We start from the raw sequence: 12250 nt of genomic DNA, 5'->3' as shown, positions 1-12250 counted from the left end.
TTCTTGAAGTAAGTTATAAGAATCCAAAGCCTACTTGAAATAGTCGCTCTACTTCAGAAATTCTTCTTTTATCTGTTAAAAATAGAATCACATGATCCCCAGATTTAATTACCGTATTATGATGAGCGATTAACACTTCATCACCACGTACCACAGCACCAATAGTAGTGCCTGAAGGAAGCTTAATTTCTTCAATACCCCTACCGACTACTTTAGAGGAGGATTTATCACCGTGGGCAACCGCTTCAAAAGCCTCTACCGCTCCGTGACGTAGAGAGTGGGCGGCTACCACATCTCCCCTGCGAATTCGGGCTAATAAAATACCGATGGTTGCCTGATGGGGAGAAATAGCAATATCTACTGTACCACTTTCTACTAAATCTGCATAAACACCTCGGTTAATCAAGGACATTACTTTTTTAGCACCTAATCGTTTGGCAAGCATAGCAGCTAGAATATTGACTGCATCATCATTAGTTAAAGCACAAAAAACATCGATATCCTCGATTCCTTCATCTACAAGAAGCTCTTCATTAATGATATCTCCTACTAGGATAAGACTCTTGTTTAAGGATTCAGAGAGATATTTTGCCCGAGATGGGTTAGCTTCAATGACTTTAACTTGATAACTTTTCTCTAGTACTCTGGCTAAGCGGTGCCCAACACTTCCACCACCACCTAACATAATCCGCTTATAAGGCTTATCTAGACTACGCAACTGGCGCATCATTTTAGAAATATCTTCTTGAGGGGCAGTAAAAAACACTTCATCGTCTACTTCAATGACTGTATCCCCTTGAGGAAAAATAGGTTTATTTTTCCGAAAAATAGCCGCTACCCGAGTTTTTACTCCAGGAATACGTTGAGGTAACTCTCTTAATTGATGACCTACTAACAAACCATCATGGTAGGCTTTCACTGCTACTAGTTGTACTTTTCCTTCAGCAAAATCCAAAACCTGTAAAGATCCAGGATTTTCAATAAGCCGCTTAATTGAATTAGTCACTAACTCTTCTGGGCTAATTAACATATCAATGGGGAAAAGCTTGTCAGAAAAAAGCTGAGGATGGGAAATGTAAGCCGATGATCTAATCCTAGCCACCTTAGTAGGAGTATTAAACAGGCTATAAGCTACTTGGCAAGCCACAATATTCACTTCATCGCTTCTAGTTACTGCAATAAGCATATCTGCTTCTTCAGCACCTGCCCGGGCAAGTACGTTCGGATGCGCTCCTGATCCTTCAATGGTACGGATATCTAATCGATCTCCAATATCCTTAAGCTGTTTTCCATCCACATCTACTAAAGTAATATCATTAGATTCACCAGCTAAATTTGTAGCAACAGAGCGACCGACTTGACCCGCGCCAAGAATAATAATTTTCATAATTTTTATTTACACTTTTCTAAACGGGCATAATAAAACCCATCAAAGTTTTCAGTTCCTGTCAGCAATTGTTGCCCAATTTTTTGAGGAATACCCCAAGGTACTGTAAACGAGCTTATTTTGGCATCAGAATGGGATATAAGAAATTTAAGGATCTGCTCATCATTTTCTGGGGGAAAAATAGAGCAAGTACAATACAGGAGTAATCCACCAGGTGCTAGTAATGACCATAGAGCATTTAATATACGCTCTTGTAGTACTGCCAATCGATGAATATCTTCTTTTTGCCGCAATACTTTAATATCAGGATGACGGCGAATCACACCACTGCTAGTACAAGGAGCATCAAGCAAAATACGATCAAATAGGATCCCATCCCACCAAGTATGGGGATCTGTAGCATCTCCTAAGATGAGATTTGCCTTAAGTTGTAGTCGAGTTAAATTTTCTTGAATTCGGCTAAGACGGATTTGATCAATATCTAATGCAACTAAGTTAGCAGTTGGATTTAGCTCTAAAATATGACAAGTTTTTCCTCCAGGAGCAGCACAAGCATCAAGAATTCTTTGATTTGACTGCACATCCAATAAGATTGCAGCCTGTTGTCCTGCACCATCTTGTACAGAAACTTTACCTTGATGAAATCCAGGCAGGGCGGCTACTGAGTAAGGTTTAGTTAAAGTAATACCTTGATGTGTGTAGGGTAATATTTGTGCTTCAATGCAGTAAGATTCTAGTTCTCTTAAATAATGCTCTTTTGTTCCTTCTAAGCTATTTACCCGTAGACTTAGAGGTGGATGGGTATTATTGGCAGTAATAATTTGTTGCCAATGATTAGGCCAATATTGTTGGATAGTCTGTAGAAGCCACTTGGGATGAGCTGTATAGGCTTCTTGATGATAAGTTATTTGTTTTTTTAGAGAATCTTCATTTCGTAGATAATTACGCAATACACCGTTAATTAACCCTTTTGCCCATGATTTTTTTAATGCTTGAGCCGCAGAAACTGTCTCAGAAAGTGCAGCATGAACTGGGGTGGCCAGATCTATAAGTTGGCATAAACCTAATAATAATAAACAATAAATATCCTTATCTTGAGTGCGCAATGGTCTAGTTAGCAATAACTGAATAAGGTAGCTTAATTTTGGAAACCAACGCAGGGTGGTATAGCATAGGGTTTGTACGAACGCACTATCCTGATCGGACAGTGGAGCAACAGCTTGGGGTAATACTGCAGTCAGTGAGCGTTTTTGGTTAATAACTTTTACCAATAAAGTAGCTGCAGTTGCCCGGGTATTAAATAAATTAGGCTTTTTACCCATAAAAAATTTTTATGCTGTTACAGCTAAAAGTTGCGTACCTACTGTTAAAGGGTGTGCATTAATGTAGTCTTGCGCAGCCATAACTCGTTTACCGGCAGGTTGTATTTTTAATAGCCTCAAAATTCCTTCTCCAGTAGCGATATCAATGCCTAACTTATCTGCCCTTAAAATGGTACCTGGTGGTGTTAATCGACTATTTTCCAATACCGTAGCTTCCCATACTTTTAGTACTTGATCTTGAATTTGGATCTTTGCAACAGGCCAAGGATTAAAAGCACGTACTTTTCGATCTAATAATACAGCGGATTGATTCCAGTTAAGAAAGGCTTCTTCTTTGGTAATTTTAGGAGCATAACATGCTTGAGCTTCATTTTGTGGCGTGTAAGAACATTTATTCTCTACCTGCATAGGCAAGCATGCTAGTAAAGATTCTGCTCCTAATTCAGCAAGATGATCGTGGATAGTTGCTGCCGTATCTGTTTTTTGAATAGCATAGGTATTCATCCTGATGACTGAACCCGTATCTAAACCTACGTCCATTTTCATAATACTTACTCCTGTTTCTTTATCCCCAGCAAGTAAAGCTCTTTGAATAGGGGCAGCTCCTCGCCAACGAGGAAGTAATGAAGCATGGACATTAATGCACCCAAGAAGAGGTGTATTTAGTATTGAAAGTGGAAGAATAAGACCATAGGCAGCTACGATTAAAATATCCGGAGTAAGTGCTTTAAATTGATCTTGTATAGATTTATCCTTTAAAGTCTTTGGCTGATATATAGGAATATTATGAGTTATTCCTACTTTTTTTACAGGGCTAGGTGTTAATCGTTGGCCGCGACCACTAGGTCGATCTGGCTGAGTATATATACCATAAACTCTATAATCACTCTCAATGATCCTTTGCAAAATAATTGCTGCAAATTCTGGTGTTCCTGCAAAGAAAATTTTTAATGCCATAAAACCCTAAAATATAGGAGATACTCTAGTTGAACTTAACCAGTTGAATCATGTTAAAGAGAAAAATAAAAATAGCTAATCTATTTACTTATATAGCTCGGCTATGTTGTTTTTCTATTTTCTTTCGAATGCGGCTAACTTTTAGTTTAGAGAGGTAATCAATAAATAATTTGCCACTTAAGTGATCTATTTCGTGTTGAATACAAGTGGCTAGTAAATTTTTTGCGTGGAGTTCTTGGGATTTCCCATATTGGTTTAAATAGCGTACCGTAATTTCTTCAGCACGTGTCACAGTTTCAAAAATATTAGGGATAGATAAACACCCCTCTTCATTTTCAGCAGATCCCTGGCGATCAATAATTTCTGGATTAATAAATATTAATGGATTGGATTTATCTTCAGTAATATCAATAACGATAATTTGTTTAGTTACATTTACTTGAGGTGCAGCAAGTCCAACACCTGGTGCTTCGTACATAGTATCTAACATGTCTTCTGCTAATTTTTGGATAGACTTATCTATAGTGGCAACAGGTTCAGCAATACGCCGTAGTCTTGAATCAGGGTAGTGTAGTATATTAAGCATTGCCATAAGTATTAATATAAAATGATATTAGCTAATAAATATTAAAGTACTACTAGTGCTTTATTAAATACAATAAATAATGAGAAAAAAATTACTTGTTACCTTGCTGTATATGTACGCCCTGGTATTTACAGTATGGAGAAATCCTACCTTAGCCGAAGAAACAACCTCAGAGCATCCACCCCTTCCAATACATAAAATTTCCCCGCAAAGCCGATCCCTTGAACTATATAGTAGTATTTCCACTGAATCACTGAAATCGCTTCGACAATCTTTATTACATCATAAAATAGTAAGTAAAAGCACCATTATTCATGCACCCTATATTATCTCTGGCAGTAGAGAACACTTAATATCAAGTACTGGCGATGAAATCTATGCTCAAAATGTACAAAGCACCAATATTAGAAATTACGGTATCTACCGAAAAGGAGAAATTTATTTAAATCCAGATGATCCTGATGAAATATTAGGCTATCAAGCAATATACATTGCAAGTGCACGAATAAAACAATTTGGTGATACTGCTATTCTCAGTGTTCTTAATACTAGGGAAGAGATTTTGGTAGGAGATTACCTGTTACCCATAAGCAATGAATTTAATGACTTATCTCCCCATCAACTATCAATTCCCTTGGAGGGAAAAATTATTGCAATTGTAGGGGGGATTTCTCAAGTTGATGAACATCAAGTGCTTGTACTTAATTTAGGGTTAAAAGACGGTATAGATCCTGGGACAGTACTTTCTGTATATCAAAGAGGAGATATAGTATATGATATCTACCATTCTCCACCTGAACAAAATAGAATTAAACTACCTAATAAATATGCAGGAGAAATGATAGTTTTTCGCACTTTTAATCATATTAGTTACGGATTAATACTTCGAACAGAGTTACCTATTAATATTTACGATATCGTGCGTACTTTATAATTTAACAATTTTGGCAGTTGATTTAACTCAAGAATTAGCTTATTGGCTAGCACTATACCGCACTCCAGGGATTGGTAATAAAAATTTCTCATATATATTAGAGAAATATAGTACGCCTGCTACAGTTTTTTCAAATTTAGATAAACTCTCTGACCTGAGTGCTAAAATACTACACTCCTTACATAAACCGGATTGGGAAGGAGTGACTAGAGACTTAGAATGGGTAGAGCAACAGCCTAATCGTTATATATTGACCCTAGCTGATAAAGATTATCCTCCTTTATTAAAGGAAATTGCTGATCCACCCCCTGTGTTATTTATTGAGGGCAATCCAGAATTACTTTCACTACCACAATTGGGAATTGTAGGTAGTCGTAACCCTTCACCAAATGGTAAAGAAACAGCACATCAGTTTGCCTATTCTTTATCAAGGTCGGGGTTGTTGATTAGTAGTGGATTAGCAGTTGGTATAGATACGGCAGCACACCAAGGCTCTCTTGCTAGTAACCTACCTACTATTGCTATAGTTGGTACTGGTTTAGATAGAGTATATCCTGCTCGTAATCGAGATTTAGCTCAAAAGATTAGAGAGAATGGAGCACTTATATCAGAGTTTTCTATTGGCACTCCACCCCTCGCTCAAAATTTTCCACGACGTAATCGAATTATTAGTGGATTAAGTTTAGGAATTTTAGTAATTGAAGCTGCCACCCAGAGCGGATCACTGATTACCGCCCGGCTTGCTGCTGAACAGGGCAGAGAAGTGTTTGCTATTCCTGGTTCTATTCATAATCCTTTATCTAAAGGATGTCATCAGCTAATTCGAGAAGGTGCTAAATTAGTAGAAACTGCTCAAGATATTATAGATGAAGTAAAATCCTTAGTAGGTTTTATTGCAGCTAATAATCAGTCATATTTAGATTCTTCTAATAATGAGAATCTACAAAATATAGAGTCAGAATATAGAAACGTCTTAAATAATTTAGGGTATGATCCTTTACCTATAGATGTTCTAGTTGAGCGATGCCAGTTAACTGTAGAGGAACTTTCCTCCATACTATTAATGCTAGAGTTACAGGGCTTTATTACTGCATTACCTGGAGGGTGTTATATTCGCTGCGATCGAGGAGATCAGTTATGAAAGAGAGTATATTTAATATCCTTGTGTATTTATTTCAACAACATATAGATAATGAAGCTGGACAGCAGCTTAATAAGGAATCCCTTTCTATAGAATTAGCTCAAGCTGGTTTTCACCATACTGAAATCGATAAGGCATTTAATTGGCTAGAGAGATTAGTAGTACCCCAGTACAATGAAGAATCTAAGCAACTTTTAGTAGAAAGTATTTCGATTCGGATTTTCACTCCAGAAGAGCAAAAAAAACTTAATTCTGAATGCCAAGGATTTTTATTACTACTTGAACAAGTGGGTATTTTAGATCCTATGACTCGAGAATTAGTTATTGATCGAGTGATGGAATTAGGATCAGAGGAATTTTCTTTAGATCAATTAAAGTGGGTTATTCTTATGGTACTTTCCCATCAGCCTAAAGGAGAATCTATCAATCCATGGATCGAAGATTTTATTTTTGATGGTATTGATTATCCACTGCATTAAACACTGAGTATAGTTATAAAAAAGTATTTTTGATTATAGTAGTTACATTTTGAGTAAGAATTTAATCATTGTAGAGTCGCCTGCTAAAGCTAAGACAATAAAAAAGTATCTAGGAAAAGATTTTGAAGTTATGGCTTCTTATGGTCATGTACGAGATCTTATTCCTAAGAAAGGTGCAGTAGATCCAGAGAATGGATTTATGATGAAATACCAAGAAATTGAAAAAAATAGCCGCTATGTCAATGCGATTGGTAAAGCCTTAGAAACTGCAGATACCCTTTTTCTTGCAACTGACCCGGATCGAGAGGGAGAAGCTATTTCTTGGCATTTACTTGAGCTGCTTAAAAATAAAAAATTACTGGCTAATAAAACGACTAAAAGGGTAGTATTTTATGAAATTACTAAAAACGCAGTCAAGGAAGCCATTGCTCATCCTCGGGATATTTCTATTGACTTAGTTAATGCGCAGCAAGCTCGCCGCGCTTTGGATTATTTAGTAGGATTTAATCTTTCTCCTTTACTTTGGAAAAAAATTCACCGGGGGCTATCTGCAGGGCGAGTACAGAGTCCTGCACTGAGGCTAGTTTGCGAACGAGAGCAAGAAATAGAAAATTTCAAGATTCGAGAGTACTGGACTCTTGAAGCAGACGTAGAATCAAATAAGGAAAAATTTATTGCTAAATTAGCTTATCTTAGTGGAAAGCGACTGAAGCAATTTGATATAGAAAATGATACTCAAGCTCAAGAAATAGTAAATCATCTTACTCAAATAGCTCAAGGAAAACTCTATGTAACAAAGGTTGAGAAAAAACAGCGTCGTCGCAACCCTACTGCTCCCTTTATTACCTCTACTTTACAGCAAGAATCCTCTCGTCAACTAGGATTTTCTGCAAAATATACTATGAGTATTGCCCAGCAACTTTACGAAGGAATTAACATCGAGGAAGGTGCTGTAGGGTTAATTACTTATATGCGTACAGATTCAGTGAATTTAGCCCAAGAAGCTATAGAAGAATTACGTAGTTTTATTACGCAACATTTCGGTAAAAATGATTTACCAAACCAACCAAGAGTATTTAAGACTCAAGCTAAAAATGCTCAAGAAGCCCATGAGGCTATCCGTCCTACTTCAGCATATCGAACCCCAGAATCTGTAAAAACTTATTTAAAGCCTGAACAATTTAAGCTCTATGAGCTTATTTGGAGGCGAACTATTGCCTGTCAGATGAATCCTGCTCTAATCGATATGGTAGCTATAAATCTTAGTACACAAACCATATCTAAAGACGGTGAAAACGAAAATATATTTCGTGCAACTGGTACTACGATTGCTTATCTTGGTTATATGATAGTTTATCAAGAAAAAAAAGATGATTTAAAAGAAGAAGGACAAAAAATTCTTCCTCCTTTAAAAGAGGGAGATAAAGTTAATTTAATACAAATTAGACCTGAACAGCATTTTACTGAACCGCCACCTCGATATTCTGAAGCAAGTTTAGTAAAAACCCTAGAAGAATACGGTATTGGAAGACCTTCTACTTATGCTACCATTATTTCTACGCTACAACAGCGAGAGTACACAATTCTAGAAAATAAACGCTTTCATCCTACTGATGTAGGAAAGGTAGTCAATCACTTCCTTACCGAGCATTTTAATCCTTATGTTGATTATGATTTTACTGCTCGTCTAGAGGATGACTTAGATGCGATTTCTCGAGCTGAAAAAGATTGGATTCCTATTTTAGAGAAATTTTGGGAACCATTTTATAACCAAATTCAGCAAAAAGAACAGAGTGTCAGCCGAGAGGAAGCTATCCAAGCCCGAGAATTAGGGATTGACCCAAAAAGCGGGAATCCAGTATCTGCTCGAATGGGACGCTATGGTCCTTATGTACAGATTGGATCTAAGGAAAGTGAGGAGAAACCAAAATTTGCAGGATTACGACCTAATCAAAAAATTGAAACGATTACTTTAGAGGAAGCTATAGAATTATTTAAATTACCTAGAGAGTTAGGTATGACCCCTGATGGAGATACAGTGATTGCTAGTATCGGTCGTTTTGGTCCTTATGTTAAATATGATTCAAAATATATCTCTATTGGTAGAGAGGATCCCTATACCATCACTTTAGATCAGGCTTTGGATTTGATAGAAGAGAAAAAATTGGCTGACGCTAAGAAAGTCATTAAATCTTTTCCAGAAGCAAGTATTCAAATTCTTAATGGGCGTTATGGTCCTTATGCTACTGACGGAAAGAATAATGCCAGAATTCCTAAAGATCAGAGTGCTGAAGAGCTTACCTTAGCTGCAATACAAGATCTCCTTGCACAAGCACTTGAAAAGCCAAAAACCAGCCGCTCTAAAAAAGCGAAAAAATAATCTACTATCATGTTCAAAGGAGAATAATTAAATGTCCCTTCCTTTTGTTGCTGTACTGATGGGGGCAGATTCTGATCTACCTGTTATGGAATCTACCTTAGATATACTAAAAACTTTAACTGTCCCTTTTGAGGTACGGATCACTTCTGCTCATCGGACTCCAGAAGCTACTGCTTCCTATGTAAAAGAAGCAGATAAGCGAGGATGTGGAGTGTTTATTGCGGCGGCAGGATTAGCAGCCCATCTTGCTGGTGCAGTAGCTGCAAATACCCTAAAACCTGTTATTGGTGTACCTATGGCGGGAGGCCCTCTCAATGGTATGGATGCCTTATTATCTACAGTGCAGATGCCCGGAGGTGTTCCTGTTGCTTGTGTTGCCATTGATAAAGCTGGAGCAAAAAATGCAGCTTATTTAGCGGCACAAATTTTAAGCCTTAATGATACAGATCTTGCTAAACGGTTAGCTACTGATCGGCAAGCAATGGCTCAATCTATATTAGATAAAGCAAATAGTTTATAACCCAATATATAGTTAGAAAACTATAGAATATTAATTTAGGAAAAAATTCTACCAATGACTGTGTTAAAAAATGATCGCTTACTACGTGCCTTACTGAGGCAACCTGTTGATAAAACTCCTATATGGATTATGAGACAAGCAGGGCGTTACCTTCCCGAGTATCGTGAAGTTAGAGCAAAAGCAGGCAATTTTTTAACTATGTGTACTACCCCAGAACTTGCTTGTGAAGTAACAGTACAACCTATTCGCCGCTTTAATTTAGATGGTGCAATTATTTTTTCTGATATTTTAACAATTCCAAATGCTATGGGATTGGGTTTATATTTTACTGAAGGTAAAGGTCCTTGTTTTGAACGACCTGTAAGAACAGAAAGTCAAATTCATGCTTTAAGTGTACCCGATCCAGAAACAGAACTTCGTTATGTAATGGATGCCATTAGACTTACTCGCCAAGAATTAGACGGTAAAGTACCGCTGATTGGTTTTTCTGGAAGTCCGTGGACTTTAGCGTGTTATATGGTAGAAGGAGAATCGAGCAGGGAGTTTACCTTAATTAAAAGTCTATTATTTGATCAATCTAAATTGCTCCATCATTTACTACATACCCTTGCTCAATCTGTTACTTCTTATCTTAATGCTCAAATAGCAGCAGGTGCTCAGGCTGTCATGATTTTTGATACTTGGGGGGGAACTTTAAGTAATAGAGATTATTTAGAATTCTCTTTATCTTATATGTCCCGAATTATTCAAGGACTAACCCGAGAGAATGAAGGGTGTAGGATACCGATTATTTTATTTACTAAAGGGGGTGGCTTGTGGATAGATCAAATGATAAATTCTGACTGTGACGCTTTAGGCCTAGATTGGACTATATCTTTAGCTAAAACAAGAGCTCAAGTAGGACAAAAAATAGCCTTGCAAGGCAATATGGATCCCTGTGTGCTATATGCTTCAAAGGAGCGAATTCATCAAGAAGTAGCAAGTATTTTAAAGGATTACGGATCTGGTAATGGTCATGTGTTTAACTTAGGCCATGGCATTCATCCTACTATTGATCCAGAAAAAGTTGCCTATCTTGTCGATACAGTTCATGAATTAAGTCAACCTTATCACTCGTTTTAGCTACCCCTCTCTTACGAGAGGGGATAATGTTTTATAAATTAAGCCCAAAATTTATTCTTAGCTAATTTTCTATAGGCTTCAGCAATATTCTTTGAAAATAGCTGGAAAAGTAGTGCAAGCGGACCAAAAAAAAGTCCTAAACCTGCCCAAAATATAGGATCTTGTCCTTTTCTCTTAGCTATGAAATACATAAGTACAGCAAAAAACAAATAAAAAAGTAAAAAATAGTACAGCATGATGGGTAATCTCCTAGAATTGAACTCTTAATAGAGAATCCTTAGTGGTGAAATATGTTAGTTGGAATTAAAGATGATGGTGGTGATGGATAGCTACCCTAATACCTTAGTGCTATTTTGCCCACGATGCCTTAACAGATGATCCATTAAAATAATGGCTACCATAGCTTCAGCAATTGGAGTGGCACGAATACCAACACAGGGATCATGGCGCCCTGTAGTAGCTACTTCTACTGGTTCATTATGGGTATTAATGCTTTGTTCAGGTAATCTAAGGCTAGAAGTAGGTTTTAAAGCAATACTAGCAATAATATCTTGGCCTGTAGAAATTCCACCTAAAATTCCTCCTGCATGGTTACTTAAAAAACCATTAGGTGTAATAGGATCCCGATGTTCCGTTCCTTTTTGAGTAACTACATCAAAGCCAGATCCAATTTCTACCCCTTTTACTGCATTAATACTCATTAATCCATGGGCAAGGTCTGCATCTAGCCGATCAAAGATAGGTTCCCCAAGACCTGAAGGAACACCCGTAGCTACAATATTTATTCGAGCACCAATGGAATTACCTTCTTTACGTAAGGAATCCATGTATGCTTCTAATTGAGAAATTTTCTCTGAATCTGGAAAAAAAAAGGAATTTTGTTCGATAACTTCCCAACTAATTTTCTCTGCCTTAATTGGACCTAATTGAGCTAAATAACCTCGAATTTGTATATTATGCTGGTTAGCCAAATACTTTTTAGCAATTGCTCCTGCAGCTACACGCATGACTGTTTCACGAGCTGAAGATCGCCCACCACCTCGATAATCTCGAATTCCATATTTATGCCAATAAGTGTAATCCGCATGCCCAGGGCGAATGAGATCTTTGATTTTTTCGTAATCCCTAGAGCGTTGATCGGTATTTTCTACCATAAGACCAATTGGAGTGCCAGTCGTTTTTCCTTCAAATACTCCTGAAAGAATTTTAACTTCGTCTAATTCACGACGCTGGGTAGTATGGCGAGATGTGCCAGGACGGCGACGATCCAGATCTATTTGTATATCTACTTCGCATAGATCAAGCTTGGGAGGGCAACCATCAACAATACACCCTAAAGCAAGACCATGACTTTCGCCAAAAGTAGTTACGGTAAAAAGCTTACCTATCGTATTGCCAGCCATTAATATCTAAGCACTACCA

General features: G+C 37.3%; 12 protein-coding genes. 6 read left to right on the top strand and 6 right to left on the bottom strand.

All coding sequences use genetic code 11. The features are described 5' to 3' along the window. Positions 1–13: 13 nt before the first annotated feature. From trkA to def, 4 genes are all read right to left on the bottom strand, one after another. Positions 14–1387 carry a Trk system potassium transporter TrkA gene (gene trkA / locus NSCAC_RS07870; RefSeq protein ID WP_197744260.1) on the bottom strand — a complete coding sequence of 458 codons (1374 nt, stop codon included), beginning with the start codon at positions 1385–1387 and terminating at the stop codon, positions 14–16. A 5-nt stretch (positions 1388–1392) separates the two neighbouring features. Continuing rightward, a complete protein-coding gene (rsmB, locus tag NSCAC_RS07865; RefSeq protein WP_197744259.1) occupies positions 1393–2709 on the bottom strand; it encodes a 16S rRNA (cytosine(967)-C(5))-methyltransferase RsmB in 1317 nt (438 codons plus the stop codon). A 9-nt stretch (positions 2710–2718) separates the two neighbouring features. After that, positions 2719–3666: a methionyl-tRNA formyltransferase gene (gene fmt / locus NSCAC_RS07860; RefSeq protein ID WP_197744258.1), complete on the bottom strand. Its 948-nt coding sequence runs from the start codon at positions 3664–3666 to the stop codon at positions 2719–2721. A gap of 88 nt (positions 3667–3754) precedes the next feature. Further along, a complete protein-coding gene (gene def, locus NSCAC_RS07855) occupies positions 3755–4258 on the bottom strand; it encodes a peptide deformylase (RefSeq protein WP_197744257.1) in 504 nt (167 codons plus the stop codon). A gap of 73 nt (positions 4259–4331) precedes the next feature. Between def and NSCAC_RS07850 the strand changes: the two genes are divergently transcribed. Genes NSCAC_RS07850 through hemE form a run of 6 tightly spaced genes read left to right on the top strand, consistent with a single transcriptional unit; the run spans position 4332 to position 10828 of the window. Then, entirely contained in the window at positions 4332–5186 is an 855-nt protein-coding gene (locus NSCAC_RS07850) for a peptidoglycan-binding protein (RefSeq protein WP_197744256.1), read from the top strand. Positions 5187–5196: 10 nt separating this feature from the next. After that, positions 5197–6327, top strand: a complete 1131-nt coding sequence (gene dprA / locus NSCAC_RS07845; RefSeq protein ID WP_197744255.1) for a DNA-processing protein DprA — start codon at positions 5197–5199, stop codon at positions 6325–6327. Then, entirely contained in the window at positions 6324–6806 is a 483-nt protein-coding gene (locus tag NSCAC_RS07840; RefSeq protein WP_197744254.1) for a Smg family protein, read from the top strand. The genes dprA and NSCAC_RS07840 overlap by 4 nt, the downstream gene beginning before the upstream one ends. A 49-nt stretch (positions 6807–6855) precedes the next feature. Then, the gene (locus NSCAC_RS07835) at positions 6856–9186 is read left to right on the top strand and encodes a DNA topoisomerase I (protein WP_197744253.1); all 2331 of its coding nucleotides are present in this window, start codon (positions 6856–6858) and stop codon (positions 9184–9186) included. Positions 9187–9217: 31 nt separating this feature from the next. Next, a complete protein-coding gene (gene purE, locus NSCAC_RS07830; RefSeq protein ID WP_197744252.1) occupies positions 9218–9706 on the top strand; it encodes a 5-(carboxyamino)imidazole ribonucleotide mutase in 489 nt (162 codons plus the stop codon). A 54-nt stretch (positions 9707–9760) separates the two neighbouring features. Next, the gene (gene hemE, locus NSCAC_RS07825; protein ID WP_197744251.1) at positions 9761–10828 is read left to right on the top strand and encodes a uroporphyrinogen decarboxylase; all 1068 of its coding nucleotides are present in this window, start codon (positions 9761–9763) and stop codon (positions 10826–10828) included. A gap of 38 nt (positions 10829–10866) precedes the next feature. Here the strand turns inward: hemE and NSCAC_RS07820 are convergent, their stop codons facing one another. Further along, on the bottom strand, positions 10867–11064 hold the full coding sequence (locus NSCAC_RS07820; RefSeq protein ID WP_197744250.1) for a hypothetical protein: 198 nt from the start codon (positions 11062–11064) through the stop codon (positions 10867–10869). 93 nt (positions 11065–11157) lie between these two features. After that, positions 11158–12231, bottom strand: coding sequence for a chorismate synthase (gene aroC / locus NSCAC_RS07815; RefSeq protein WP_197744249.1), 1074 nt, complete (start codon positions 12229–12231; stop codon positions 11158–11160). Between the last annotated feature and the right edge of the window lie 19 nt (positions 12232–12250).

Source organism: Candidatus Nitrosacidococcus tergens (genome assembly GCF_902810445.1).
Lineage (GTDB): Bacteria > Pseudomonadota > Gammaproteobacteria > Nitrosococcales > Nitrosococcaceae > Nitrosacidococcus > Nitrosacidococcus tergens.
Note: the sequence above shows the minus strand (reverse complement) of the source record. Positions and strands in the feature narration are given on the sequence as shown.

Excerpts from the sequence above, each read along its gene's own strand:
- NSCAC_RS07820 (WP_197744250.1), bottom strand. The coding sequence starts at position 11,064 with ATGCTGTACTATTTTTTACTTTTTTATTTGTTTTTTGCTGTACTTATG.
- aroC (WP_197744249.1), bottom strand. The coding sequence starts at position 12,231 with ATGGCTGGCAATACGATAGGTAAGCTTTTTACCGTAACTACTTTTGGC.
- NSCAC_RS07840 (WP_197744254.1), top strand. The coding sequence starts at position 6,324 with ATGAAAGAGAGTATATTTAATATCCTTGTGTATTTATTTCAACAACAT.
- purE (WP_197744252.1), top strand. The coding sequence starts at position 9,218 with ATGTCCCTTCCTTTTGTTGCTGTACTGATGGGGGCAGATTCTGATCTA.
- rsmB (WP_197744259.1), bottom strand. The coding sequence starts at position 2,709 with ATGGGTAAAAAGCCTAATTTATTTAATACCCGGGCAACTGCAGCTACT.
- trkA (WP_197744260.1), bottom strand. The coding sequence starts at position 1,387 with ATGAAAATTATTATTCTTGGCGCGGGTCAAGTCGGTCGCTCTGTTGCT.
- fmt (WP_197744258.1), bottom strand. The coding sequence starts at position 3,666 with ATGGCATTAAAAATTTTCTTTGCAGGAACACCAGAATTTGCAGCAATT.
- NSCAC_RS07850 (WP_197744256.1), top strand. The coding sequence starts at position 4,332 with ATGAGAAAAAAATTACTTGTTACCTTGCTGTATATGTACGCCCTGGTA.
- hemE (WP_197744251.1), top strand. The coding sequence starts at position 9,761 with ATGACTGTGTTAAAAAATGATCGCTTACTACGTGCCTTACTGAGGCAA.
- def (WP_197744257.1), bottom strand. The coding sequence starts at position 4,258 with ATGGCAATGCTTAATATACTACACTACCCTGATTCAAGACTACGGCGT.